The organism is Streptomyces sp. NPDC005805 (assembly GCF_040630445.1).
GTDB lineage: Bacteria > Actinomycetota > Actinomycetes > Streptomycetales > Streptomycetaceae > Streptomyces.
Genome location: NZ_JBEXXN010000007.1, coordinates 18,871 through 43,238, shown reverse-complemented (window position 1 = coordinate 43,238; position 24,368 = coordinate 18,871). Strand labels below are relative to the sequence as shown.

Here is a 24,368-nt window from a genome sequence, read left to right as displayed (position 1 = left end):
GGGTCCCGCCGGGCGCATCCGAACGGGGCGCCGCCTCGGAAGAGACGGGCAAACCGTCGAACCGCGGAGGTCCTCGATGCAGCCGAGCTGCCCGACCGAGCCCGTACCGGCCCGCCGTGCCGCCGCCCGCCCCGCGCCGTCCTGCCCCGCCGTGGACCGGAACGTCCCCGAGGCCGTCGGCGCCGTGCTGGGCGAGCTGCTGGACGAGCGGACCGCCGAGGCCGCCGCGCTGGACGCCACCTTCGCCCGGGACATCGCCGGGAGCACGGCCCGCTTCACCCTCGACGGCGGCCGCCGCACCCGCTCCCAGCTGCTGTGGTGGGCCCTGCGGGCCTGCGGCGGCGGCGAGGAGGAACGGCACGCGGGACTGCGCGTGGCCGCCGCCCTGGAACTGATCCAGACCTGCGCCCTGGTGCAGGACGACGTGATGGACGGCTCGCCCCGCCGCCGGGGCCGGCCCGCCTTCCACGTACGGCTGGACCAGCGCTACGGCGACCCGCCGGCGCCGTGGCCGGGCGCGCCCGGCGGCGCCCCGTCGTTCGGCGCCTGCGGTGCCGTTCTCGCCGGGGACCTGGCGCTCGCCTGGGCCGACGACATCGTGGCCGACACCGCCTTCGGGCCGGACGTCCGGCCCCGGGTGCTGGCCGACTGGCGGGCGATGCGCACCGAGATGGTCGCCGGGCAGTACCTGGACCTCCACTCCCAGGTCTCGCACTCCCGCTCCCCGGGCCGCGCCCTGCGCACCGCCTGCCTCAAGTCCGCGCTCTACACGGTCGGCAGGCCCCTCGCCCTCGGGGCGGCCGTCGCGGGCGCGGACGCGCGGACGGCCGACGCGCTGCGTTCGGCGGGCCGCAGCGCGGGCATCGCCTTCCAGCTCCGGGACGACCTCGACGGACTCTTCGGCGACCCGGCCGACACCGGGAAACCGGCCGGGGAGGACGTGCGGGCCGGCAAGCACACCTATCTGGCCGCGCTCGCGCGGTCGGCCGCCGCGGCCCGGGGCGACACCCGCGCCCTCGCCGTCCTCGACCGTCCGCCGGCCGGCGCCCCGCACCCGGCGCACGCCCCGCGCGGCCCCCACCGGGGGCACCCGGCGCACGGCCCGGACCCGGTATACGGCGGGGGCGAGGCGCACGGCCCGGACACGCCGTACGACCCGGGCCGGGCCGAGGAGGAACTGGCCGAGGTACGGCGGGCGCTGGTGCGCACCGGTGCCCGGGACCTGGTCGAGGCCCGGATCGCCCGTCTCCTCGGCGTCGCCGAACGCCGGCTCGCCACCGCCGGACTGGACCCGGACGCGGCCGACCGGCTCGCCGCACTCCTGCACGCCGCGAGCGCGCCCCGCGCCGCCGGCGCACCGGCCGCCCTGCTCCGACCCGAGGGCCCGCCGGCCCTGGTGGCGGCCGGGGACGGGGCGGTGCGATGAGGACGGTCCAGGGACCCACCGACCATGTGGTCGTCGTCGGCGCCGGACTCGCCGGACTCGCCACCGCCCTGCACCTGCTCGGGGCGGGGCGGCGCGTCACCGTCGTCGAACGCGACCCCGGGCCCGGCGGGCGCGCCGGACGGCTGGACCGGGGCGGCTACCGCTTCGACACCGGACCGACCGTCCTGACCATGCCCGACCTGGTCGACGAGGCGTTCGCCGCCGTGGACGCCAAGACGGCCGAGCACCTGGAACTCCTGCCCCTCCACCCCGCCTACCGCGCCCGGTTCGCCGACGGCAGCTCCCTCGACGTGCACACCGGGGCCGCCGCCATGGAGGCCGAGATCGAGCGCTTCGCCGGGGCCCGCGAGGCCGTGGGCTACCGGCGGCTGCGCGCCTGGCTGGAGAAGCTGTACAGGGTCCAGATGCGCAGCTTCATCGACGCCAACTTCGACTCGCCGCTCCATCTCCTCGGCCCCGACCTCGCCCGGCTCGCCGCCCTCGGCGGCTTCGGCCGGCTGGACGCGCGCGTCGGCCGCTTCCTGCACGACGAACGCCTGCGCCGCGTCTTCACCTTCCAGTCCCTCTACGCGGGCGTCGCCCCGGCCCGGGCACTCGCCGCCTACGCCGTCATCGCCTATATGGACACCGTCGCCGGGGTGTACTTCCCGGCCGGCGGGATGCACGCCCTCCCCCGGGGGATGGCCGCCGCGGCCGGTCAGGCGGGCGCCCAACTGCGTTACGGGGAGCGGGTGGTGGAGCTGGAGCGGCGCTGCGCGCGGATCACCGCCGTCGTCACCGACCGGGAGCGCATCCCCTGCGACGCGGTCGTCCTCACCCCCGACCTGCCCCTCACCTACTCCCTGCTGGGCCGGCGGCCCCGGCGGCCCGTCGCCCTGCGGCACTCCCCGTCCGCCGTGATCCTGCACCTCGGCACGGACCGCACCTGGCCCGGACTCGCCCACCACACCATCTCCTTCGGCGGCGCCTGGAAGGAGACCTTCCGCGAACTCACCCGCACCGGACGGCTGATGAGCGACCCCTCCCTGCTGATCACCCGGCCCACCGCGAGCGACCACGGCCTCGCGCCGGACGGCCGCCACATCCACTACGTCCTCGCCCCCTGCCCCAACACCGACACCGGGCCCGGCGCCGACCGCTGGGAGGACATCGCGCCCCACTACCGGCTGCGCCTCCTGGAGGAGCTGGAGCGGCGCGGACTCACCGGGCTCAGCGGGTCGATCGAGGAGGAGGCGATGGTCACCCCCGCCGACTGGGCCGCCCAGGGGCACGCCGCCGGCACCCCCTTCGCCACCGCGCACACCCTCGCGCAGACCGGGCCGTTCCGGCCGCGCAACCTGGTGCGCGGGACGGAGAACGCCGTACTCGCCGGCTGCGGCACCACCCCCGGCGTCGGCGTGCCCACCGTGCTCGTCTCCGGGAAGCTCGCCGCCGCCCGGATCACCGGAACCCCGCGCCGACCGTCGACCCGCACCCGACGCCCCGCAAAGGACCCCGCCCGATGACGCGACGCGAACTGGACGCCGCCGGCATCCACGACCCCCGGCTGCGGGCCGCGTACGCCCGCTGCCGCGCCCTCAACTCCCGTCACGGCAGGACGTACTTCCTGGCCACCCGCCTCCTGCCCGTCGAACGCCGGCCCGCCGTCCACGCCCTCTACGGCTTCGCCCGCCACGCCGACGACATCGTGGACGACCTCGGCAGCGACGCGACCCCCGCCGAGCGCGCCGCCCTCCTGACCGGCCTGGGCCACCACCTCGCGGACGGCCTGCGGACCGGCCGCAGCCCCGAACCCGTGGTGCACGCCCTCGCCGACACCGCCGCCCGGTACGCCATCGACCACCGGCACTTCGACGACTTCCTCGGCTCCATGCGCGCCGACCTGGCGGTCACCGACTACCCCACCATGGCGGACCTGGAGCGCTATATGCACGGCTCCGCCGCCGTCATCGGCCTCCAGATGCTGCCCGTCCTCGGCACCGTGGTGCCGCGCGCCGAGGCGGCCCCGCACGCCGCCGCCCTCGGTGTGGCCTTCCAGCTGACCAACTTCCTGCGCGACGTGGGCGAGGACCTGGACCGGGGCCGGGTCTACCTCCCGGCCGATCTGCTCGCCGCGCACGGCGCCGACCGCGAGCTGCTGCTGTGGAGCCGCCGGACCGGGCGGCGCGACCCCCGCATCACCGAGGCGCTGCGCGCCGCCGCCGAGGTCACGCGGGGCGTCTACCGGCGGGCCGCCCCCGGGCTGGCGATGCTCGACCCGCTGGCCCGGCCGTGCATCCGGACCGCGTTCGTCCTCTACGGCGGTATCCTGCGCGCCGTCGCCGAGGACGGCTACGCCTCCGTCCACCGCCGCGCCGTCGTCCCGCTGCGCCGCCGGGCGGCCGCGGCCGGGGACGGGCTGTGCCGGATCGCCGCCGCCCGGCTCCGCGAGGCGGCCCGTACCCGGCCGGTCCCCGCCGCGCCCGCGCACCCCGTGCCCCCGCTGCCCGAGGAGCGCTGCGCATGACCGCCCGACCCGCCTCCGGTCCCGGCCGGCCGCCGCGCCGCCGCTATCCGTTCACCCTGCGCCGCCGCCCGGTCCCGTGGGCGGACCAGGAACCGACCTGGCGCGCGGCCCGCCCCGCGGTGATCGACGCGGCCCTCGAACGCGCCCTCGCCCGGCCCTCCGGGAACTGGTTCGTCCTCGGCGGCGCCCGGGCCGTCACCCGCGAACGCAGCCTCGCCGGGACCGTCGCGGGCACCGAGGTCGTCGCCTGGCGGGACGCGGACGGACGGGTCGTCGCCGGGCCCGGCGCCTGCCCGCACCTGGGCGCCCCGCTGGCCGAATCGCCCGTGCGGTGCGGCACCCTGATCTGCCACTGGCACGGACTCGCCCTGGACGGGCGGCCGTTCGCGGGCTGGGAGCCCTACCCCGCGTACGACGACGGCGCCCTGGTCTGGGTCCGGCTGGACGCGGTCGGCGGCGAGGAGCCGCTGCCCGCCCCGGTCGTCCCGGAACGGCCCGCCGCGCGGACGGCGGTGACCGCCGTCTACACCGGCACGGGCGTCTGCGAACCGGAGGACGTCGTCGCCAACCGCCTGGACCCGTGGCACGGCGCCTGGTTCCACCCGTACTCCTTCGTCGACCTCGCGGTGGTGGGCAGCCCCGGGGCGGCGGCCGCCGAGGAGGAGGACGCGTTCGCGGTGCGGGTGTCGTTCAGGCTCGCGGGGCGGGTCGTCGTCCCGGTCACGGCCGTCTTCACGGCGCCCGAGCCCCGGACGGTCGTCATGCACATCACGGAGGGGGAGGGCCGCGGCTCGGTCGTCGAGACCCACGCGACCCCGCTCGGCCCGGACGACCGGGGCCGGCCCCGGACCGCGGTCGTCGAGGCGGTCGTCGCCGCCTCGGACCGCCCGGGCTTCGCCGCGGCCCGCGCCGCGGCGCCCCTCCTGCGCCCCCTGATGCGCGCGGGCGCCGCCCGCCTCTGGCGCGACGACCTCGCCTACGCGGAACGCCGCTGGCTGCTCCGCAGCACGGGCCGCTTCCCGGGCTGACGGGCCCGCGCCCCCAGCAGGGGGCCCGCCTCCCGACCGGGCCCGCCCCGCGCCCGGGGCGTGCCCGTGTTCCGTGCCGGGCTTCGTGACCGGCCCCGCCCGGGGGCCGTGCCCGGCGGGGCACCTGGCCCGCCCCGGGGGCGCGCGCCCGCGTATCCGTGCCGGGCCCCGTGACCCCGGCCCTCCCAGGCCGTGCCCGGCGGGGCACCTGGCCCGCGCACGCGCTCCGTGCGGGGCCTCCCGACCAGGCCCGCCGCGTGCCTCACGCCGGATCGCCGGCCTGGCCCGCGCCCGACTTCCGGGCCGGGGGCCCTGATCAGGCCGCCTCCCGCCCGGCGGCCGCCTGTCGGCCGGGCTCCGCCCGCACCCTGCACCTGTTTCCCACACCGGGCTCCTGATGAGGCGCGCCCCGTGCCCGGCGGCGCCTGCGTGCCGGACCGGCGACCCGGCCGGCCTCACGCCCGCCTGCCCGTCGGCCCCGTGACCCCGGCCCTCCGCGGGGGACCTGGCCCGGCCTGCGCATGCACCCGGCACCGCGCGCCCGCCCGCCGGCCCCGGGCACAACCAGACGGCCCCCGGGCGCGGGCGTCACCCCCTCCCGAAGCGGGACGCCGCCGCCCGGAGGGCGGGCAGGCGGCCGCCGTTCGGGACGGTCCACAGGGTGTGGCCCAGGATGCCCCAGCCGGCCAGCAGCGCGTTCGCCGCGAGGAAGCCGGTGGTGGCCGCGCGTTCCATCAGGGCGACCGGGAGGTCCGTGCGCACCGAGTCGCCCGCCAGCACCACCCGGGGGTCGGGGGTGCGCACACCCGGCCGGTCCGCGTGGCCGCCGACCGCGAACAGCGGGCAGTCGGCGTGCCATTCGTGCCGCGCGTCCACCACCCGGGCCGCCCGCGTCTCCGGGTACACCCGGTGCAGCTGCGCCAGCACCTCGTCGCGCACCCGCGCGCGGTCCGCGTCCTCCGGCACGGCGTACGCGTGCAGTTCGACCACCGAGCCGCCGGTGCGCGCCGCCCAGGCGCCCGCCTCGTCCTCCCAGCGGTCCAGGACGCTGACGTTGTCCAGGGGCCCGTACCCGCTGGTGCCCAGGAACCCCGGGCGGTCGGCGCGCACCGGGCCCTCCAGCCAGAGACGGGAGACCAGGAACGGGGGAGCCGTGCGCAGGGCCGCCACCCGCGCCCGCCAGTCCGCGTCGCAGAGCCCGGGGGACGCCCCGGCCACCGCCCGCAGCCCGCCCGTGTCCAGGGCCAGGACCACCGCGTCGTACCGCTCGCCGCGCCCCCGGACGACGACCTCGACGCCGTCCCCGCCCCGCGCCGGGCCGACCGCCTCCACCGGTGTTCCGGTGCGCAGCACGGCCCCCAGCTTCTCCAGCCTCCGCGCCAGCGGCTCCCACAGCGCCGCCGGGAACGGCGCGTCCGGCACGTCGAACAGCAGCCCCTCCGCCGAACCCAGGAAGTAGATGTGGAACATCAGCGCCAGCTCCGCCGCCGACAGCTCCCGCGGATCGGCGAAGAAGCTCCGCGAGAACACCTCGAACGCGAGGTGCCGCGCGGCCTCCGGGAAGCGGATCCGGGTCAGGAAGTCCGCCGCGCTCACCCCGTCCAGCCGCTCGTACACCTCCGGCACCCGCACGTCCAGCAGCGGCAGCGCGGCCCGCGCGTCCATGCCGGCGAGGTCCCGCCAGCCGAACGACGGGCTCAGCGCGACGAAACCGAGAGCGCTCAGCGGGGGCGTGCGCGGCACCCGGGCGAAACTGTCGGCCAGACCGCCGCTGTGCCGCAGCGGATAGTCCGGCAGCGGGGTCAGCATGCCGAGCGCCGGGTCCGCCCGCCGCAACAGCGCCCGCAGATTGTAGTACTGGCGGAAGAAGGCGTGGAAGCCCCGGCTCATCGTCGCGGCCGAGCCGTCCGCCAGTTCGGTGGGCCGGCCCGCCAGCCGCCCGCCGAGGCCCGGCTCCCGTTCGAAAAGGGTGACGGCCACGCCGCGTTCGGCCAGGGCCGTCGCCGCGGCGAGCCCGGCGATCCCGCCGCCCACGACGGCGGCACGCGGCGCGGGGTCCGCGACCCGGGGACGGCCCGGCCGGGCCGGCAGGCAGCGGGCCCGCCGGTCCCGGGCGCCGTGGGGGAGGGAGAGCGGCGCGCGGTTCACGGGCGGCCTCCCGGCGCGCGGGCGGTGAACGTATGGGTGATGCCCGTCCCCCAGCCGGGCAGCGGCAGCGCGCGTACGTCCGCGAACCCCGCCCGCCGCAGCCGGTCCGCGAACTCCCCGGCCGTGTCGAAGGAGAGCACACTGCGCCAGAGATGGCGGTACAGCCCCTCGTCGCCGTGCCGGCGCCCCCACGGCACCACGAACCCCCGGCACACCGCCGTCCACACCGCGCGGTCCACCGGCCGGCCGGTGAGCGCGTACTCGTGCACCGCGAGCCGCGCCCCCGGGGCCATCACCGCGCGGACGGACCGCAGCACGGCGTCCGGATCGGCGACGTTGCGGAAGAGATAGGCCGCGAAGACCGCGTCGTACGGGGCGTCACCCGGCGCGGTGGCGACCGCTTCGGCCAGCGACTCGGCCGGGGCGTGCACGAATGTCACCTCCGGCGGCCAGGGTTTGGCCCGCGCCCGCTCCAGCATCCCCGCCGACGCGTCCACGCCCGTGACCCGGGCGAACGGCGCGGCCCGCAGCAGGGCGGCGGTGGACGCGCCCGTCCCGCAGCCGAGGTCGAGGACACGCAGCCCGCGTCCGCCTGCCGGGAGCCGCAGCCGTCGCGCGGACCGGCGCAGATGTCCGTGGTAGCCGGGGCTGGCCGCGACCATGGTGTCGTAGGTCCGGGACGCGTGGTCGAAGGCGGCGCTCAGTTCGGCGTCGCGCAGCAGGCTCATACGGGACTCGTCCTCCGGTTCGTCCTGGGCATCTGCTTCCTCTCGTTCAGGGGGTCGTCGCGGCGGGCCGCGGGTCGCCCGGGGGTGGCGGGGCTCCGGCGGGCAGCGCTCTGCGCAGGCGGGGGAGTTCCACCGCGGTCCGCAGCATCGGGCCGACGGGGGTGCTGAAGCCGATGAGGGCGTCCTCCCACCAGCGGGTCCGCCCGTCCAGGAAGCGCAGCAGCCGCTCGGTGCGCACCCCGCGGAACAGGCCGGTGAAGAACGCGTCGCCCGCCACCCGCCCGGTGTCCAGCGCCCGCAGCATCACCGCGTCCATGGCGCGCGAGCGCGCCGGGTAGGGCGCCGGCGGGAGCGGGACGCGCCCCCGGCCCAGCGCCCTCGCCACGGACCGGGTCTGACGCTGCGTCGCGGCGAAGGTGTAGCCCGTGGACGGCCGGGTCGCGCCGCCCGCGGCCCCCAGCGGGAACACGGCGCGGCCGGTGCGGCGGGGGAGGCGGGCGTCCGTCATGGGGATCACGCCCTGCTCGGTGGCCGTGACCTCGGGCGCGGCAAGGCCGAGGATGTCCCGCGTGTAGTGGCGCAGGGCCGCGTCGTAGGCGGCGGTGGTCAGCGGCGCGCGGCCGAACTCGGTGTACTCCACCAGGGCTTCGCACGGTCCGAGGGGCAGGACATAGCCGAAGGAGAGGCCGTGCGTCGGCTGCGGGGTGCGGAAGTCCATCAGGTCCGCCGCCGCCGGGTCGAAGGCGGGGGCGGCGGTCCGCACGAACCAGCCGCGGAAGTGCTGGAGCAGCGCGGTCCGCGCGGGCCGGGGCCGGGGCGGGGGCCGGGAGTCGAACGCCCAGCGGGCCCGCAGCCGCACCGGCCGGCCCGCCGCGTCCACGCCCGTCACCTCGGCACCGCCGCCCGGCAGATCGCGCACGGAGCCGACGACCGCCTCGACGCGGGCGTGGCCCGCGTCCCGCAGCCGCGCGTGGACGGCGTCCCGCAGACGGTCGGAGCGGAGCATCTTGTACTGGAAGGGCGCGGCGGCGAGGGTCGTGCGGCCGCCGTCCGCGCCGGTGATCCGCAGCCGGTCCCAGCGCGCGGTCAGGAGGTCGTCCCACCGCCCGCCGGGCTCCTCCCAGTAGCACCAGGTCCGCTCCGGCGGGGTCAGCGGCCCGGGCGGGGCGTCCACGAGGACGACGGCCGGGCCGTCACGGAGGCCGCTCAGCCGCGCGGCGAGGGACAGCCCCGCCGCGCCGCCGCCCACCACCGCCACATCGGCGTCCCACACGGGCTGCTCCCCTCCCCGGACGGCCATCGGCCCCGGAACGCGCGTCTGCGCCGCATGCCGATGGTTCCGCAGGACGGGCCCGGGCGGATGCACGCGGGGCCGTGTGTCGCGCCCCGCTCGGCGCGCGCCGGTGACCGGCGGGGGTCAGGCGTGGGCGGCGCCGTGCGGGACGCGAGGCGGGGCGGCGGCGCGGCCCTCCGTGGTGCCGCCCTGTTCCAGGGCGCGCCGCAGGACGTGCAGCGCCCGCCGCAGATGGCTCTTGACCGTGCCCAGCGGCAGCCCCGTCCGCGCCGCGATCTGCGTCTGCGTCAGGTCCCCGTAGAACGCGAGCCCGACGACCCTGCGCTGGGCGGCGGGGAGGCGTTCGAGCGCCTGCATCACCAGCACCCGGTTGACGGCCTCGTCCGCGCTGCCCGCCGTGACCGGCGGCTCCTGCTCCTGCCGGGCGGTGACGGCCGCCAGCTCCGTGCGCCGGGTCCGTGCCGAGAGGGCGTCCGCGATCTTGTGCCGGGTAATGCCGACGAGCCAGCCGGGCAGGCCGCCCCGCCCCGGCCGGTAGCCGTGGCGGCCCTTCCACGCGGCGAGGAACACCTGCTGGGTGACGTCCTCCGCCTCCCGGTCGTCGCCGAGGGTGCGGCGGGCGATCGTGTGGACCATGGGGCTCCAGCGGCGGTACACGTCCTCGATGCTGGCCTCGTCGCCGGAGACGAACCCGGCGGCCAGGGCGAGGTCGTGGTCGCGGTCCGCGTGGCGTTCCCGGCCGGCCGGGCCGCCCAGCCGGGAGCCGGGGCGCGTCGTCGAGGGGGCGGCCGGTCCGGTTCGGTGCTGGGCCATGACGGGCTCCTTGCCGCAGGGGCGGGACCGCGGGTCGGTCGCCGCGCGTGCGGTTTCAACGTCGCGCTCGGGCGGGAGCCGTCACAACTTGCACCGTTAGTGCGTCGTTTTCGCCTCCGGGGCGTTTCCCGGGGGCGTCTTCGGGGGCGTGTGGTGCCGAGGTGCGCCGGGCGCGCGGGCGGCGAATGCTGGAGCCATGACCGAACCGCTTGTGCCGCCCGAGGAGACCCCGCCCGCGGAGGGCTCGACCGCGGAGGCCCACGAGGAGCGCGCCGACGGCGGCCTGTGGGAGCACCCCAGGCTGCTGCTGGCGGTGATCGCGCTCGGCGCGTTCCTTGTCGCGCTGTTCTTCGTCTTCCGCATGGTCGACCTCGTCTGACGCCCGTGCCCCGGGCCCACGGGGGGATCCGGGCCGGGGCGCATCCTTGAGCCGCCGGGCGGCGGAAGAGGTGGCAGGACCCGTTACGGACGGGCCCCGCCACGAAGGGACCGTCACGTCATGAACTCCCGCACTCCGGCGGTGTCCGCCGGTCCCGCCGCACGCCCCGCCCCGCCGAGCGCCACGGGGAGGCCGACGCCCGCCCGGCGCACCGCACGCGACCGCCGTGCCGCGCGCTGAGCGGCCCGCGGTGCCGGGTTCCGGGCGGCCACGGGTGGAGGCGAGCCATGGCTGAGCACCTGGACCCGGGGGTCCTCGCGGACCTGGCGCTCGCCGACCCCGATACGGCCGACGGGCCCACGCCGTGGGAACGCGCGCATCTCGACGCCTGCGCGGCCTGCCGCCACCGGCTGGCGGGCCTGCGCCAGGTGGTCGCCTCGGCCCGCGCGGCGACCCTGGAGGACCTCCCGGTCGCCCCGCCACCGCGTGTGTGGGAGGCGCTGTCCCGGGACATCGCCCGGGAGTCGGCTGCACCGCCCGACACCCCGGAGCCCGGCCCGGACCCCGGCGCGCACCCGGACACGGACCCGGTCCTGGGCGGGGTTCCGGGCCGGCCCCCGGACGCGGCTGCGGCAATCGGCCCGTACCAGGCCCCGCGCCCCGGCCCGGAACCTGGCTCGACCTCGACCTCGACCTCGGCCTCCGCCCCGGACGCGGAGCCCGGCCCGGCCCAACCCCTGGACCGGGTTCCGGGCCTGCCCGGCCCGGAACCGGCCCGTCCCGGTCCGGGTGGCGGCCCCCCGGAGCCTCCGTCCGGACCGGGCCGGGGCCCCGTCCCGGACGCGGGCCCGGCCCCGACCCCCCGCGCCGCCTGGCGGCGGCGCCCCGCGCTCGTGCTCGCCGCCGTGTGCCTGGTGGCCGGCGCCGCGGCCGGCGGGGCGACGGTCCGGTGGGTGCTGGAGGACGGTGGCGGCGACACCGTCGCCGCGACCGGCGAAGCGCACCGCCTCGCCCCGCTCGTCGCCGGCCCCGCCTCCGGCACGGTGCGGATGGAGGAGGGGCCGGGGGCGGACCGGCGGATGCGGATCAGTGTGGAGGGGCTGCCGCCCACCGAGGGCTACTACGAGGTCTGGCTGATGGACCTCACCCACCGACGCCTCATCGCCATCGGCGTCCTCGGCCCCGGCGGCACCGCCGTCCTCCCCGTGCCGGACGGGGTCGACCTCGCCGCGTACCCGCTGGTCGACGTCAGCGCCCAGGCGTACGACGGCGATCCCGCGCACTCGGGCCGCAGCGTGGTGCGCGGACCGGTCACCGGGTGACCGCGTCCGCCCCGCCCTCCGGCTCCGCCGGCGGCGGCCCGTCCCCGCGCCGGCTCAGCACGCCCGGCCACCACGCCTTCGGCCCGATGTCCCGCACCAGCGCGGGCACCAGCAGCGACCGCACCACGAGGGTGTCCAGCAGGACGCCGAAGGCCACGATGAACGCGATCTGCACCAGGAACGCCAGCGGGATCACCCCCAGCGCCGCGAAGGTCGCCGCCAGCACCACGCCCGCCGAGGTGATCACCCCGCCGGTCGCCGTCAGCCCCCGGAGCACGCCCTCCCGGGTGCCGTGCCGCAGGGACTCCTCGCGGACCCGGGACATCAGGAAGATGTTGTAGTCCACGCCCAGGGCCACCAGGAACACGAAACCGTACAGCGGAACCGACGCGTCCGTGCCGGAGAACCCGAAGACGCCCTGGAACACCAGCGCCGCCACGCCCAGCGTGGCAAGGAAGTTGAGGGCCACGGTCGCCACCAGCAGCAGCGGCATCACCACCGACCGCAGCAGGCCGACGAGGATCAGCAGAATGATCACCAGCACCACCGGGACGATCACCGACCGGTCCCGCTCGGAGGTCCGCTGGGTGTCGTACTGCTGCGCCGTGTAGCCGCCCACCAGCGCGTCCGCGCCCGGGACGGCGTGCACGGCCTCCCGGAGATCCGCCACGGCCTCCTTCGCCGCGTCGCTGTCGGCCGCGTCCCGCAGCGTCACATCGATCCGCACCCGGCCGTCCACCACCAGCGGCGCGCCCTGGCCCGGGCGCCCGGAGGCGGTGACGGGCACGGCCGAGTCGACCCCCTCGGTGTCCTCGGCCGCCCGCACGACCTCCCCGGCGGTGTCCGCGGCCGTGATCACGACGGCGGGGTTGCCCGACCCGCCGGGGAAGTGCTCGCCGAGGGTCTGCTGCGCCGCCACCGACGGCGCGTCGTTGACGAAGATCTCGTCGAGCGGGACGCCCTGGGAGCTGAGGGTGGGGGCGAAGGCCGCGCAGGCGATCAGCGCCGCGAGGGTCCCGGCCCACACCTTGCGCGGCGCCCGGTCCACCAGGGCCGCGACCTTCGCCCAGACGCCCCCGCCGCCGACCGCGTCCGCGGGCTTCGGGCGGGCCGGCCAGTAGGCGCCGCGGCCCAGCAGGACCAGCACGGCGGGCAGGAAGGTCAGCGCGCTGAGCACCGAGCAGACGATGCCGATGGCCCCGACCGGGCCGAGCGCGCGGTTGTTGGTGAGGTCGGAGAGGAGGAGGGCGATCAGGCCGAGGGCGACCGTGGCCGCGCTGGCGACGATCGGTCCGACCGACTCGCGCAGCGCCGCGCGCATCGCGGTGAACCGGTCGCCGTGCCGGGCCAGTTCCTCGCGGAAGCGCGCGGTGAGCAGCAGGGCGTAGTCGGTGGCCGCGCCGATCACGAGGATGGAGAGGATGCCCTGCACCTGCCCGTCCACCCGGACCACGTCCCGGTCGGCGAGGGCGTACACCACCGCGCAGGCCAGGCCCAGGGCGAACACGGCACCGATGATGATCACCAGGGGGAGCAGCACGCTCCGGTACACCAGGAGCAGGATCACCAGCACCGTGACCAGGGCGACGGCCAGCAGCAGCCCGTCGATCCCGGCGAACGCGTCCGAGAGGTCGGCCTGGCTCGCGGCCGGTCCGGCGAGCTGCGCCGTGGTGTCCGGCACGGCGGACGCGGCCTCGCGCACCTCGTCCAGGACGGCCGGCAGCTCCTCGCCGAGGTCGGGCCGGAGCTGGACGATGCCCTGGAGGGCCTCGCCGTCCTCGGCGGGGAGGGCGGGGGACGGCGGCCCGGCGACGCCCGGTGCGCCGTCCAGGGAGGCGAGGGCCTCGGTCGCCGCCGCGCGCTGCTCCGCGGTCACCCGGCCGCCGTCCGGCGCGGTCCACACCACGATCGCGGGCACGGACTCGTCCTGGCGGAACGCCTTCTGGGCGTCGATGACCTGCGTGGACTCGGCGTTCTGCGGGAGGAAGGCGGCCTGGTCGTTGGTGGCCACCTCCCCGAGCTTGCCCGCGTAGGGGCCGAGGACACCGCTGATGCCGAGCCAGGCGACGAGGAGGACGGCCGGCACGAGGAAACGTGCGAGCCGTGTGGAGCTGAACATGGCACTCCCGGGGGACGGGGCGAGGTGCGGCGCCGTGCGGCGCCAGAATATTTCGACGGCAATGTATCTCAATGATAAAGAGACTTTGCGGGAGGGGTCCCTGGGTGAGGTGCCCCGCTCGTCGATCCCTTCTGCCCCCGGAGCCGCGGCGGATGCGGCCGGACGCGGCCGGGTTGCGGCCGATCCGCGCGAACCCTCCGGCCCGGACCCGGCCGGAGGGTTCGCGCGCGGACGCCTCGGCGCGGTTCCTCGGCGTGGGCGCGCCTTCGCGCGGACGCCTCAGGAGGGCGGCGGCGCGTCCCGCCCGTCCCGGTTGAGGCGTTCCAGTTCGTCGCCCACCGCGCCGAGGAACCGCAGCGCGGAGCGCAGTTCCTCGGGCTCGAAGTGCTGCTGCGCCCGCGCGGTCGCCGCCGCCAGCGGCAGGAAGTGGGCGCGGGCCGTCGCCCGCGCCTCGGGCAGGTAGTGCAGATGGACCACACGGCGGTCCGTGCTCTCGCGGGCCCGCCGGATGTGGCCGGCCCGTTCCAGCCGGTCGAGGCAGGCGGTGACCGCGCCGGAGGTGAGCCCCAGGTGCTCGCGGAGCCGGCCGGGGGTGAGGGGCGTCTCGGAGTCCATGATCGCGGAGAGGGCCTGGATGTCGGTGGCGTGCAGGCCCTGCTCCGCGGCGAACTCGTGCGCGAACCTGTTGATCTCCCCGGTCAGCCGCCGCAACTGGACGGCGAAGGCCGGCAGCTCGAAGCCCCGGACCGTCTCTCGCCCGTCCTCCGGCCGCTGCTTCCTCGTCTCTGCCACCCCCGCAGTCTAGGGACCGCGAGGCCAGGGGCCTGCCGGGGCGGCTGCCCCCCGGAGGCGCGGACCCCCGGTGCGACCTGCGCGGGGCCGGCCCGTCAGGGGGTGTTGTCGGCGAGGGCCAGCAGCCGCGCGGCCGAGCCGTTGAACTTGTTCCGGTCCACGTCTCCGGAGACCCCGGCCACCCGGCCGGTGGCCGTGTACTGCCACACCGTCCAGGTCGGGAAGCCGCTCGGGATGCCGGGGTTGCTCACGCCCCAGTGGGCGATCCACAGCGGCGCCTTCGCGGCCATCCCGTTCCAGCTGCCGGTGCAGGTGTTCCACCAGCTCGCCGTCGTGTAGATGACCACGTCGCGCGAGGTGCGCGCCTTGTAGGTGGCGTGGAAGTCGTTGATCCAGGTGCGCATCTGGGTGGTCGTCAGGCCGTAGCACATGGCTCCGGACGGGTTGTGCTCGATGTCCAGGACGCCGGGCAGGGTCTGGTTGTCGCGCGACCAGGCCCCGCCGTTGCTCGCGAAGAAGTTCGCCTGGGTCGCCCCGTTCGAGGCGTTGGGCCGGGCGAAGTGGTACGCGCCGCGGATCAGGCCGGCGTTGTAGGAGCCGGTGTAGTTCGCGCCGAAGCGGGAGTCCTTGAAGGTGGTGCCCTCGGTCGCCTTCATATAGGCGAAGGAGATCCCCGCGTTCTTCACCGACGTCCAGTTGATCGCGCCCTGCCAGTGCGAGACGTCGATCCCCTGGACGCCGCTCGTGTCGTACGCGGAGACGCCGCCCGGTGCGGCGCCGGGCTGCTCGATCCGCGTCCCGGAGCCCATCCACGCCTGCCCCGGGCGCACGGGCTGGTCCGGTGCGGGCGGGGCGGCGGCCGCACCGGGTGCGGTGGCCAGCAGCAGGGCGGCGGTGCCGGCCAGTGCGCCGGCGGTCGTGAGCGCGGGTCTGGTGGCGCGGCGGACGCGGGCGGGGACAGCGGGCATGGCGGCCTCCATCGGGCAGTGGGGGATCGGTGGGGAAGGGCGGTGGGGCGCGCGTACGACCCGCCTCGACGGACAGGTCATGGACACGTCATGAGTAAGCCATGGTGCGCGTGGGACGTGAAGAGGGCCTCGGAAGTCTCTGCGGTCCACACCTCTGGCGAATCCCCGGAGCTGCGCGGACACCCCCGGCGACGGGACAACTTTCATCCGTGCGGGCCAACTTCCAGGCCCCGCACCACCGGTGACGGACCGCCGGAAGCCGCGCCGTGACAGCATGCCCCCGGACGGCAGGCACCGGGGGACTCGACCACGACGGGGCGGAGCGGACATGAGCGCGACCACGGGAGACCACGGCGCGGCCCGGGACCGCCACGACGTCCTGGTGATCGGCGCGGGCCTCGCCGGGCTCGCCTGCGCCCAGGACCTCATCGCGGCCGGACTGACCGTCGGCGTGGCCGAGGCGTCCGACGCGGTCGGCGGCCGGATGCGCACCGACCACCGCGACGGCTTCCTCCTCGACCGCGGCTTCCAGGTGTTCAACACCTCCTACCCGCAGGTCCGCAGGCGCCTGAACCTGCGCGCCCTGCGCCTGCGCCCCTTCACCCCCGGCTTCCTCCTGCTGCGGGACGGCCGCCTGACCGAGGTCGCCGACCCCACCCGCCGGCCCCGGGCCGCCGCGGCGCTGCGCCCCGGACGCCTCGCCCCCGCCCGCGACCTGCTCGCCCTCGGCGCCCTGACCACGGCCGACACCCTGCTCCCCGTCAAGGCCCTGCGGCACCGCCCCGACCGCACCACCCGCACCGCCCTCGCCGAGGCCGGCGTCTCCGACGACACGGTCGACACCCTGCTGCGGCCCTTCCTCTCCGGCGTCTTCCTGGAGGACGAACTCGTCACCTCCGCCCGCTTCTTCCACCTGGTGTGGCGCAGCTTCGTCCGCGGCAGCCTCTGCCTGCCCGACGACGGCATCGGCGCCGTCCCCCGGCAGCTCGCCGGAGCGCTGCCGCCCGGCACGGTCGCCCTGGAGAGCCCGGTACGCGAACTCACGGACACCGGCGCGCTCCTGGCGGACGGCACCGAACGCGCCGCCCGCGCGGTCGTCGTCGCCACCGGACCCCGGGCCGCCGCCGACCTGCTCCCCGGGCTCACCGTCCCCGCGACGCGCACGGTCACCACCTACTACCACGCGGCCGCCACCCCGCCGCTCGCCGAACCGACCCTGCTCGTCGACGCCGGGCACCGCTTCCTCAACACCTGCGTCCTCAGCCGCGTCGCCCCCGGATACGCCCCCGAGGGCCGCTCCCTGGTCTCGACCTCCGTCCTCGGCCCCGACCGCCCCGGCCGGGAGGACGAACTCCTCGGCGTACTCGCGGAGGCGTACGGGACGGACACCGCGCCCTGGCAGCGGATCGCGGCGTACACCGTCGACGACGCCCTCCCCGCGATGCCCCCGCCGTGGCCCCTCAGCCGCACCACCCGCCACACCCCGGGCCGCTATGTCTGCGGCGACCACCGCGCCACGGGCTCGGTCCAGGGCGCCCTCGCCTCCGGCGCCCGCGCGGCACGCGAGATCCTGGCGGATCTGACCGGTGCCGTGACCGGCTGACCGCCGCCTGGCCGTGCCGCCCCCGGCCTGCCGTGCCGCCCCCCGACCTCCACCCGGCCGCGCCGCATCCGTGCGGGACCCCCGGGCCGAATCCGGTCCGGGGAGTACGCACACCGGGCCGCCCGGCGGCTCACGACCGGACAGGAGACGCCGTGGACCTCGCGGGAGCACGCGTCCTCGTGGCGGGCGCCACGGGCGCCATCGGACAGGCCGTCACGGCCGAACTCCACCGCCGGGGCGCCGTCCTGGCGCTCGCCGGACGGGACGGCGCACGGCTGGACCACGTCGCGCAGCGCCACGGGCCCGCGCCCCGGCGCACCTTCGACGCCTACGACCTGGACGCCTGCGCCGGGCTGCCCGCCTGGGCGGCGGCGGAACTCGGCGGACTGGACGCCGCCGTCTGCGCGATCGGCGCGGTCGCCTTCGGACCGGCCGACACGGTGCGGGACGTGTACGCCGAACACCTGGTGACCGTCGATCTGCTCGCCCCCGCCGCTCTGCTGCGCGCCGCGCTGCCGCTGCTGCCCGAGGACGGCGCCGTCCTCGCCCTGACCGGGGTCGTCGCCACCGCGCCCCAGGCGGGTATGGCCGACTACAGCGCCGCCAAGGCCGGGCTGGCGGCCTGGCTGACCGCCGTCCGCAAGGAGCAGCGCAAGCGCCGTGTCCGTGTGGTGGAGGCGCGGCTCGGCCATCTGGACACCGGTCTGGTGGACCGCGCCGTCACCGGCAGCCCGCCGCCCCTGCCGCCCGGCGGTGACCTCGGCGCGGCGGTCCGGGCCGTCGCCGACGCCCTGTCCGGCCGGGCGGAGCTGATCCGCCCGGACGGCGACGGCGGCCTCGCCCTCGACCGCCGCGCCCGCTGACCCCGCGCCCCCGGCCGCTACGGCGCCGCCGTACCCCGCGCCCGCTCCGCCCGGAGCAACTCGTCCAGATCCCCCAGCCGTTCCAGCCCCCGTGCCGCCTGCGAGGTCCGGGGATTGCGTGCGAGCAGCCCCCGGTGGCGGTGGACGAAGGACCAGTACCCGGCCGTGACCGGGCACGCCTCCTCGCCCGTCCTGCGGTCCGGCCGGTACGCGCACGGGCCGCACAGATCGCTCATCCGGTGGATGTACGCGCCGCCCGAGGTGTACGGCTTGGTCGTCATCCGCCCGCCGTCCGCGTACTGCGACATCCCCACCACGTTCGGCAGCATCACCCAGTCGTAGCCGTCCACGAAGCAGCGGTGGAACCAGTCGGTGACCGCCGCCGGGTCCCAGCCGCGCTGGAGGGCGTGGCTGCCGAGGACCATCAGCCGGGGGATGTGGTGCGTCCAGCCGGTGTCCCGCACCTGGGCCAGCACCGTGGACAGGCAGCGCGCGGTCACCGCGTCCGCGTCCAGCTCGTTCCACCAGCCGGGCAGCTCCCCGGTGTGCCGCAGGTGGTTGGCGTGCCGGTACTCCTCGCCGAAGTACCAGTAGAGCTGCCACACGTACTCCCGCCAGCCCGCGATCTGGCGCACGAACCCCTCGACGCTGTTCAGCGGCGCCGCACCGGCCCGCCAGGCGGACTCCGCCGCCGCCACGCACTCGGCCGGGTCCAGCAGCCCCAGATTGAGGGAGGAGGAGAGCAGGCTGTGGCTCATCACCGGGTCGTCGTGGAGCATCGCGTCCTCGTACGGGCCGAAGTCCGCCAGCCGGTGCGCGACGAAGCGGCGCAGCGCGGACAGTGCCTCGCGCCGGGTGGCCGGGAAGAGCCGGGGGCCGTCCCGGCCCACGAAGGACACGTCCCCGTCGCGCTCCCACCGGTCCAGGTCCCGGCGCACCTCCTCGTCGATCGCGCTCTCCCGCGGCCGGTAGGGGGCGGGTTCGCCGAGGCGCGCCCCGCCGCGCGGCGGGGGCTCCCGGTTGTCGCGGTCCAGGTTCCACCGCCCGCCCGCCGGCTCGTCCCCGTCCATCAGCAGGTCGTGGGTGCGCCGCACCCAGCGGTAGAACGCCTCCTGGCGCAGCTTCTCGCCGCCCCGGCCGTCCGCCCAGGCCGCGAAGTCGGTGGTGGGGACCAGGAATCCGGCCGGCGGGCGGACCGTGACCCCCGCCAGCGAGCGCACCAGGCCGAGCGCCGCCCGCGAGGTCGGATGACGGACCGTCACCTCCGTGCCCTCACCGGCCGCCTTCGCCAGCCCCTCCCGGTAGGTGTCCGCGCGGACGTAGGTCACCCGCTCGCCCAGCTCCGCCGCCCGGTGCCGCATCGCGGAGAGCACCAGATGCGCCTTGGCCCGGTGGAAGCGGCGGCGCCGGAACACCGCGCGGGACTCGATCATCACCACGGGCGCGTCCCGGTGCGGGCCGCCGTCGCCCGGCGCGAGGAACGCCGGCCCCAGCTGGTCCCCGAACAGCCAGTGGACGGGCCCCGTCACGAGCCGGCTTCCTGCGGCGCGGCCGGGCCCGCCGGCCCCGCCGCCTGCTCCGCCGACCCGGCCGCCAGGTCCGCGTCCTGCTCCGCCTTGGCGGTGATGTTGCGCGCCATCCCGCCGAACACCACCGCGTGGAACGGCGAGACGCTCCACCAGTACGCGTGGCCCAGCAGCCCGCGCGGCGCGAACACCGCCCGCTGCCGGTAGCGGGAGCGCCCGGCGCCCTCGTCCTCGGCCCGCATCTCCAGCCAGGCCAGACCCGGCAGCCGCATCTCCGCCCGCAGCCGCAGCAGCCGGCCCGGTTCGATCTCCTCCACCCGCCAGAAGTCCAGCGAGTCCCCGACCCGCAGCCGCTGCGCGTCCCGCCGCCCCCGCCGCAGCCCCACCCCGCCCACGAACCGGTCCAGCCAGCCGCGCACCGCCCAGGCCGGCGGGAAGGAGTACCAGCCGTTCTCCCCGCCGATGCCCTCCACCACCCGCCACAGCGACTCACGTGGGCAGTCGGCCACCCGCTCCCGCTCGTCCGTGTACAGGCTGCCGCCCGCCCAGTCCGGGTCGGTCGGCAGCGGGTCGCTCGGCGCGCCCGGCAGCGAGGCGGACGACCAGCGGGTCGTCACCTGCGCGTCCCGCACCCGCTGGAGCGCGAGCCGCAGCGCGGTGTCGAAGGCCATCGGCCGCTCCGCCGTGTCGGGCACGTACCGCGCGATGTCGTGCTCCGCGCAGACCACCTCGTGCCGCAGGGACTCGGTCAGCGGGCGGGCGATCGCGTGCGGCACCGGCGTCACCAGCCCCACCCAGTGGCTGGACAGGCGGGGCGTCAGCACCGGGACGGGGACGATCAGCCGCTTCGGCAGCCGGGCGACCTCCGCGTAGCGGCGCATCATGTCCAGATAGGTGATCACGTCCGGCCCGCCGATGTCGAAGGCCCGGTTCACCTCCGCCGGCATCCGGGCCGAGCCGGTCAGATAGCGCAGCACGTCCCGCACACCGATCGGCTGGATCCGGGTCCTGACCCAGCTCGGCGTCACCATCACGGGCAGCCGCTCGGTCAGATAGCGCAGCATCTCGAAGGAGGCCGACCCCGAACCGATGATCACCGCCGCGCGCAGCACCGTCGCCGGGACCTCCCCGTCGAGCAGGATGCGGCCCACCTCGTCCCGGGAGCGCAGATGCGCCGACAGCTCCCCGGCCGGGACCCCGTGCGGCGTCAGCCCGCCGAGGTAGACCACCCGCTTCACCCCGGCGTCCCGCGCCTGCTCGGCGAAGATCCGCGCCGCCCGCCGGTCGGTCGCCTCGAACCCGGCGCCGGTACCGAGCGCGTGCACCAGGTAGTAGGCGACGTCCACGTCCCGCATGGCGTCCGCGACCGAGCCCGCGTCCAGCACATCGCCCTTCACGACCTCCGCCCGCCCGGCCCAGTGGTGGTCGCGCAGCCGTTCCGGCGAACGGGCCAGGCAGCGGACGGTGTGGCCCGCGGCCAGCAGCTCCGGCACCAGCCGGCCGCCGATGTAACCGGTCGCTCCCGTCACCAGGCAGCGCAGCCCGCCGCCGGTCTCCGGGGTGTCCGTGGCCTCCGCCGTCATCCGGGCCTCCGTCCGTCCGCCGCGCGGCGCGCGGCGCTCGCTCCTGCCGGCGGCCGTGCCCGGCACGGCCGTCCGGTGCGCACCGGCGGGCCGCACGGCCGCCCGGTGCGCACCTCCCTCACACGTCCTGCTTCCCCATGGTCGTCCCGGACGGATGCACCCGCCCGCCGTGCCGTACCCGGGGGCGGCGGCTCAGAAGGCGTAGCGGATGCGCAGCCAGGGCGCGTGCGCCGCCACCAGGGCGCGCAGCCGGTCCAGGGCCGCGGCCTCGACGGCGACCCGGTAGCGGACGTTCCGGCTCCCGTTCTGCGAACGCTCGGGCCCGGCGGCGCGCTCCGCGGCGGGCGGCGGCGGGGCGACCTCATCGAGGCCGAACAGCCCTTCCTGCCCGGCGGGCACGCGGCTCACCGGCCCTCCGGGGCGCCGCCGGGCCCCGCGCCGGGCTTCCCGACGGGGGCGGGCCCGGCCCCGGTCTCGGCCTCGGCGTCCGGCCCGCCCTGCGCGCCGCCGCCCGCGCGGGCCACGGTGTACGGGGGCGGGGTCAGCGCCCAGCGGATCGCCCGGGTCACCGCGTGGCCCGTCAGCCGGACGCCCGGCACCAGCCCCGGCACCCGCGGCAGCCCCAGCAGGGTGCGCGCCCACGGCGGCAGCACGGCGAGGGCGTTGGCCGCCAGCAGGGCGTACGGGCCCCGGGCGGCCAGCGGCAGCGGCGGGTGCAGCAGCAGGAACCGGGCCGCCTCCCTGGCCTGGGGCCCCGCCTCCAGCTCCGGCCGGTACGAGCGCAGGACGGCGGCCAGCTCGGCGCGGCTGCGCGGCGGGTCCTCGACACCCAGGGCGGCCGCGACCCGCGCCGTGTCCGCGAGATAGCCGTCGCAGCCCGCCGCGTCCAGGGGCCGGCGGCCGAAGAGCTGATGGGCCCGGAGGAAGCTGTCCGCCTCGGCCGCGTGCACCCAGCCCAGCAGATGCGGGTCGGCCGCCCAGTACTCCTCACCCGAAGGAGTGAGGCCGCGGACGGACCGGTGCACCGCCCGGACCCGGTCCACGGCCCGCTGGGCCTCCTCGGCCGGCCCGTACGTCGTCACGGCGAGAAAGGTGCTGGTGCGCTGGAGCCGCCCCCACGGGTCGCCCCGGTACCCCGAGTGCGCGGCCACCGCCGCCATCGCGCGCGGGTGGAGGGACTGGAGCAGCAGCGCGCTGAGCCCTCCGATGAACATCGACGCGTCACCGTGCACGACGCGGATGGGCCGGTCGGGGGCGAACCAGCGCGGCCCCGGAGCCCCGTGGATCCGCGCCCTGGTCTCGGGGCCGGTCGGGCCGGCGACCCGGAGGAAGAGCCGCGAGCCGAGCTGCCGCCGCAGCCCGCCCGTACCGGGTGCTGTCGCATTCATGGCTCAAGTGTCCGCCCGCGCGGGGCGTGGCGGGCCCGGAGGCGGGGACCGGGCGGCGGCCCGTCCGTCCGGCCGCGCCCGGTTGGTGCGTGCGGGTGGCCCGTGTCCCCCGCACCGGGGATCGCGTTCCCACCGAGGGGTGAAAGGACGCCGGAAGATCGTTCCCCGTACCGCGGACGCCAGTTGATCAAGGCATGAGCAGCCCGCGCACCACCTCCCCGCAGGCCCCCGACGACTCCCCGTCCGCCCCGGGCACGGCCCCCGCGTCCGGGGGCACGGTCGTCCACTCCTGCACCAGCGCCGGGACGCTGCTGTGCGTCGCCCTGCGCGGCGAGATCGACTACGTCACCGTCTCCCCGCTGCGGGCGATCATGGCCTCCGCGGCGGCGGCCGGCTTCACCCGGCTGATCCTGGACACCTCCCGGGTGGTCTTCGCGGACTCCGCCCTCCTCGGCGCCCTCGGCCTCTGGTGCCGCGACGACCGCCGGCTGCGCCTCGCCGCGCCGTCGCGGGCGGTGCAGCGCCTGCTGGAGGCCGTCCGCGACTGCCGGGGGTGCCCCGCCCCGGGCCTCTGACGCCCGCCCGCACGAGCCGGCCGCCCGGCGCACGTGGGGCCACCGAACCGCACGCCCGGCGACCCGTCAGGCGCCGGTGAACACCCGGTCCGCCCGCTCGTCCAGCAGGCGTTCCAGCCGCTCGGCCTGGCGGGCGGCCCGGGCGAGGAGTTCGTCGAGTTCGGTGGCGTCCAGCCGGGGGTCCGCCGGGGCGAGCGCACGCAGGCGGCGCCAGCAGGACGCCTTGCCCTCGACGCCGATGCGCATCGTCTCGACCTCCACCACATCGCTCAGCGGCGAACGGGACACCATCCGGCGGTTCGGCTTCAGCCGCCCCGCCAGCTCGCCCAGCCTCCCCAGCGCGATCTTGTACCCGTGCACCGGGAGGCCGAGCCGCGCCATGACATCCAGCAGCGCCGCCCGGTCCTCTGCCACCTCCTCGGCGAGCTCCGCCAGCACCCCGGCCGCCGGGTCGTCGTCGGCGGAGCCGGCCGCCGCCCGGCGCAGCATCTCCACACCGGCCGTCGCCCCGGTCAGATGGTCGTTCAGATAGACGCCCAGCAGCCGCGCCGCCTCGTCCGTCCTGTCGTGTCGTGTGGTGGTCATGGTTCTCCTCCTCCGCCGGACGGGTGCCCCGCCCGGACGCACTCAAGGCCCCCATGCGGCCCTAGACTCAGCGGATGGCCAAGTACTTCGACGTGCACCCCGACAACCCCCAGCGGCGCACCATCAGCGCGGTGGCCGACAGCATCCGCGCCGGCGCCCTCGTCGCGTACCCGACCGACTCCTGCTACGCGCTGGGCTGCCGGCTCGGCAGCCGGGACGGCATCGCGCGGATCCGGACCATCAGGAACCTCGACGACCGGCACCACTTCACCCTGGTCTGCGAGAACTTCGCGCAGCTGGGCCAGCTGGTGCACATCGACAACGACGTGTTCCGGGCCGTCAAGGCCGCGACGCCCGGCAGCTACACGTTCATCCTGCCCGCGACCCGGGAGGTGCCCCGCCAGCTGCTGCACCCCAAGAAGAAGACCGTCGGCGTCCGCATCCCCGACCACACGGTGACCCAGGCCCTCCTCGCCGAACTCGGTGAGCCGCTGCTCTCCAGCACCCTGCTCCTGCCCGACGAGGCCGAACCGCTGACCGTGGGCTGGGAGATCAAGGAGCGGCTGGACCATGTCGTGGACGCGGTCGTCGACTCCGGTGACTGCGGCACCGAGCCGACCACCGTCATCGACTTCTCCAGCGGCGAGCCGGAGATCGTGCGCCGGGGAGCGGGGGACACCTCCCGCTTCGAGTGAGCCGCG

21 protein-coding genes and 1 pseudogene are annotated in these 24,368 nt (G+C 77.1%); 10 read left to right on the top strand and 12 right to left on the bottom strand.

The annotated features are described in order from the left end of the window. Positions 1–76 precede the first annotated feature (76 nt). Genes ABZ457_RS06385 through ABZ457_RS06370 form a run of 4 tightly spaced genes read left to right on the top strand, consistent with a single transcriptional unit; the run spans position 77 to position 4,981 of the window. The gene (locus tag ABZ457_RS06385) at positions 77–1,426 is read left to right on the top strand and encodes a polyprenyl synthetase family protein (RefSeq protein ID WP_359154489.1); all 1,350 of its coding nucleotides are present in this window, start codon (positions 77–79) and stop codon (positions 1,424–1,426) included. Beyond that, positions 1,423–2,952 (top strand): phytoene desaturase family protein, encoded by a 1,530-nt coding sequence (gene crtI, locus ABZ457_RS06380; RefSeq protein WP_359154487.1) that lies wholly within the window; start codon positions 1,423–1,425, stop codon positions 2,950–2,952. The genes ABZ457_RS06385 and crtI overlap by 4 nt, the downstream gene beginning before the upstream one ends. After that, positions 2,949–3,953 carry a phytoene/squalene synthase family protein gene (locus ABZ457_RS06375; protein WP_359154485.1) on the top strand — a complete coding sequence of 335 codons (1,005 nt, stop codon included), beginning with the start codon at positions 2,949–2,951 and terminating at the stop codon, positions 3,951–3,953. Before crtI ends, ABZ457_RS06375 begins: the two co-directional genes overlap by 4 nt. After that, positions 3,950–4,981 carry a DUF5914 domain-containing protein gene (locus ABZ457_RS06370; protein WP_359154483.1) on the top strand — a complete coding sequence of 344 codons (1,032 nt, stop codon included), beginning with the start codon at positions 3,950–3,952 and terminating at the stop codon, positions 4,979–4,981. Before ABZ457_RS06375 ends, ABZ457_RS06370 begins: the two co-directional genes overlap by 4 nt. 588 nt (positions 4,982–5,569) lie before the next feature. On the opposite strand, the gene ABZ457_RS06365 is transcribed toward ABZ457_RS06370, so the two are convergent. The 4 genes from ABZ457_RS06365 to ABZ457_RS06350 all read right to left on the bottom strand — a co-directional run bounded on the left by ABZ457_RS06365 (position 5,570) and on the right by ABZ457_RS06350 (position 9,964). Next, entirely contained in the window at positions 5,570–7,129 is a 1,560-nt protein-coding gene (locus ABZ457_RS06365; protein ID WP_359154481.1) for an FAD-dependent oxidoreductase, read from the bottom strand. Next, positions 7,126–7,857: a class I SAM-dependent methyltransferase gene (locus ABZ457_RS06360; RefSeq protein ID WP_359154479.1), complete on the bottom strand. Its 732-nt coding sequence runs from the start codon at positions 7,855–7,857 to the stop codon at positions 7,126–7,128. The genes ABZ457_RS06365 and ABZ457_RS06360 overlap by 4 nt, the downstream gene beginning before the upstream one ends. A gap of 46 nt (positions 7,858–7,903) precedes the next feature. After that, positions 7,904–9,130 carry a lycopene cyclase family protein gene (locus ABZ457_RS06355; protein ID WP_359154477.1) on the bottom strand — a complete coding sequence of 409 codons (1,227 nt, stop codon included), beginning with the start codon at positions 9,128–9,130 and terminating at the stop codon, positions 7,904–7,906. A 144-nt stretch (positions 9,131–9,274) separates the two neighbouring features. Continuing rightward, positions 9,275–9,964, bottom strand: a complete 690-nt coding sequence (locus tag ABZ457_RS06350) for a sigma-70 family RNA polymerase sigma factor (RefSeq protein WP_359154475.1) — start codon at positions 9,962–9,964, stop codon at positions 9,275–9,277. Between the two features lie 196 nt (positions 9,965–10,160). On the opposite strand from ABZ457_RS06350, the gene ABZ457_RS06345 reads away from it, so the two are divergent. Continuing rightward, entirely contained in the window at positions 10,161–10,343 is a 183-nt protein-coding gene (locus ABZ457_RS06345) for a DUF6480 family protein (RefSeq protein ID WP_359154473.1), read from the top strand. A gap of 287 nt (positions 10,344–10,630) precedes the next feature. Then, positions 10,631–11,665 (top strand): anti-sigma factor, encoded by a 1,035-nt coding sequence (locus ABZ457_RS06340; protein ID WP_359154471.1) that lies wholly within the window; start codon positions 10,631–10,633, stop codon positions 11,663–11,665. On the opposite strand, the gene ABZ457_RS06335 is transcribed toward ABZ457_RS06340, so the two are convergent. The 3 genes from ABZ457_RS06335 to ABZ457_RS06325 form a co-directional block, all read right to left on the bottom strand. Next, the gene (locus tag ABZ457_RS06335) at positions 11,655–13,784 is read right to left on the bottom strand and encodes an MMPL family transporter (RefSeq protein ID WP_359154469.1); all 2,130 of its coding nucleotides are present in this window, start codon (positions 13,782–13,784) and stop codon (positions 11,655–11,657) included. The two genes, ABZ457_RS06340 and ABZ457_RS06335, sit on opposite strands and share 11 nt — an antisense overlap. Before the next feature lie 279 nt (positions 13,785–14,063). Further along, on the bottom strand, positions 14,064–14,576 hold the full coding sequence (locus tag ABZ457_RS06330) for a MarR family winged helix-turn-helix transcriptional regulator (RefSeq protein ID WP_359154467.1): 513 nt from the start codon (positions 14,574–14,576) through the stop codon (positions 14,064–14,066). Positions 14,577–14,671: 95 nt separating this feature from the next. After that, the gene (locus tag ABZ457_RS06325) at positions 14,672–15,544 is read right to left on the bottom strand and encodes a lysozyme (protein WP_359154465.1); all 873 of its coding nucleotides are present in this window, start codon (positions 15,542–15,544) and stop codon (positions 14,672–14,674) included. 328 nt (positions 15,545–15,872) lie between these two features. On the opposite strand from ABZ457_RS06325, the gene ABZ457_RS06320 reads away from it, so the two are divergent. Further along, complete coding sequence (locus ABZ457_RS06320; RefSeq protein WP_359154463.1) at positions 15,873–17,147, top strand: NAD(P)/FAD-dependent oxidoreductase; 1,275 nt, start codon at positions 15,873–15,875, stop codon at positions 17,145–17,147. A 152-nt stretch (positions 17,148–17,299) separates the two neighbouring features. Further along, positions 17,300–18,010 carry an SDR family oxidoreductase gene (locus tag ABZ457_RS06315; RefSeq protein ID WP_359154461.1) on the top strand — a complete coding sequence of 237 codons (711 nt, stop codon included), beginning with the start codon at positions 17,300–17,302 and terminating at the stop codon, positions 18,008–18,010. 17 nt (positions 18,011–18,027) lie between these two features. Here ABZ457_RS06315 and ABZ457_RS06310 read toward each other — a convergent pair whose 3' ends face one another. The 4 genes and pseudogenes from ABZ457_RS06310 to ABZ457_RS06295 all read right to left on the bottom strand — a co-directional run bounded on the left by ABZ457_RS06310 (position 18,028) and on the right by ABZ457_RS06295 (position 22,507). After that, the gene (locus ABZ457_RS06310; protein WP_359154459.1) at positions 18,028–19,539 is read right to left on the bottom strand and encodes a cryptochrome/photolyase family protein; all 1,512 of its coding nucleotides are present in this window, start codon (positions 19,537–19,539) and stop codon (positions 18,028–18,030) included. After that, on the bottom strand, positions 19,536–21,119 hold the full coding sequence (locus tag ABZ457_RS06305) for an SDR family oxidoreductase (RefSeq protein ID WP_359154456.1): 1,584 nt from the start codon (positions 21,117–21,119) through the stop codon (positions 19,536–19,538). Before ABZ457_RS06305 ends, ABZ457_RS06310 begins: the two co-directional genes overlap by 4 nt. A 192-nt stretch (positions 21,120–21,311) precedes the next feature. Then, a pseudogene (locus ABZ457_RS06300) lies at positions 21,312–21,437 on the bottom strand (spore photoproduct lyase family protein); the annotation flags it as partial. Between the two features lie 86 nt (positions 21,438–21,523). After that, positions 21,524–22,507, bottom strand: a complete 984-nt coding sequence (locus tag ABZ457_RS06295) for an oxygenase MpaB family protein (protein ID WP_359154454.1) — start codon at positions 22,505–22,507, stop codon at positions 21,524–21,526. A gap of 194 nt (positions 22,508–22,701) precedes the next feature. Between ABZ457_RS06295 and ABZ457_RS06290 the strand changes: the two genes are divergently transcribed. Next, complete coding sequence (locus ABZ457_RS06290) at positions 22,702–23,082, top strand: STAS domain-containing protein (RefSeq protein ID WP_359154452.1); 381 nt, start codon at positions 22,702–22,704, stop codon at positions 23,080–23,082. 66 nt (positions 23,083–23,148) lie between these two features. On the opposite strand, the gene ABZ457_RS06285 is transcribed toward ABZ457_RS06290, so the two are convergent. Beyond that, on the bottom strand, positions 23,149–23,667 hold the full coding sequence (locus tag ABZ457_RS06285) for a hypothetical protein (RefSeq protein WP_359154450.1): 519 nt from the start codon (positions 23,665–23,667) through the stop codon (positions 23,149–23,151). Between the two features lie 74 nt (positions 23,668–23,741). On the opposite strand from ABZ457_RS06285, the gene ABZ457_RS06280 reads away from it, so the two are divergent. Beyond that, complete coding sequence (locus ABZ457_RS06280; protein ID WP_359154448.1) at positions 23,742–24,362, top strand: L-threonylcarbamoyladenylate synthase; 621 nt, start codon at positions 23,742–23,744, stop codon at positions 24,360–24,362. The last annotated feature ends 6 nt before the right edge of the window (positions 24,363–24,368 follow it).

Excerpts from the sequence above, each read along its gene's own strand:
- ABZ457_RS06325 (WP_359154465.1), bottom strand. The coding sequence starts at position 15,544 with ATGCCCGCTGTCCCCGCCCGCGTCCGCCGCGCCACCAGACCCGCGCTC.
- crtI (WP_359154487.1), top strand. The coding sequence starts at position 1,423 with ATGAGGACGGTCCAGGGACCCACCGACCATGTGGTCGTCGTCGGCGCC.
- ABZ457_RS06290 (WP_359154452.1), top strand. The coding sequence starts at position 22,702 with ATGAGCAGCCCGCGCACCACCTCCCCGCAGGCCCCCGACGACTCCCCG.
- ABZ457_RS06340 (WP_359154471.1), top strand. The coding sequence starts at position 10,631 with ATGGCTGAGCACCTGGACCCGGGGGTCCTCGCGGACCTGGCGCTCGCC.
- ABZ457_RS06375 (WP_359154485.1), top strand. The coding sequence starts at position 2,949 with ATGACGCGACGCGAACTGGACGCCGCCGGCATCCACGACCCCCGGCTG.
- ABZ457_RS06385 (WP_359154489.1), top strand. The coding sequence starts at position 77 with ATGCAGCCGAGCTGCCCGACCGAGCCCGTACCGGCCCGCCGTGCCGCC.
- ABZ457_RS06285 (WP_359154450.1), bottom strand. The coding sequence starts at position 23,667 with ATGACCACCACACGACACGACAGGACGGACGAGGCGGCGCGGCTGCTG.
- ABZ457_RS06295 (WP_359154454.1), bottom strand. The coding sequence starts at position 22,507 with ATGAATGCGACAGCACCCGGTACGGGCGGGCTGCGGCGGCAGCTCGGC.
- ABZ457_RS06280 (WP_359154448.1), top strand. The coding sequence starts at position 23,742 with ATGGCCAAGTACTTCGACGTGCACCCCGACAACCCCCAGCGGCGCACC.
- ABZ457_RS06320 (WP_359154463.1), top strand. The coding sequence starts at position 15,873 with ATGAGCGCGACCACGGGAGACCACGGCGCGGCCCGGGACCGCCACGAC.
- ABZ457_RS06345 (WP_359154473.1), top strand. The coding sequence starts at position 10,161 with ATGACCGAACCGCTTGTGCCGCCCGAGGAGACCCCGCCCGCGGAGGGC.
- ABZ457_RS06335 (WP_359154469.1), bottom strand. The coding sequence starts at position 13,784 with ATGTTCAGCTCCACACGGCTCGCACGTTTCCTCGTGCCGGCCGTCCTC.
- ABZ457_RS06350 (WP_359154475.1), bottom strand. The coding sequence starts at position 9,964 with ATGGCCCAGCACCGAACCGGACCGGCCGCCCCCTCGACGACGCGCCCC.
- ABZ457_RS06370 (WP_359154483.1), top strand. The coding sequence starts at position 3,950 with ATGACCGCCCGACCCGCCTCCGGTCCCGGCCGGCCGCCGCGCCGCCGC.
- ABZ457_RS06305 (WP_359154456.1), bottom strand. The coding sequence starts at position 21,119 with ATGACGGCGGAGGCCACGGACACCCCGGAGACCGGCGGCGGGCTGCGC.
- ABZ457_RS06360 (WP_359154479.1), bottom strand. The coding sequence starts at position 7,857 with ATGAGCCTGCTGCGCGACGCCGAACTGAGCGCCGCCTTCGACCACGCG.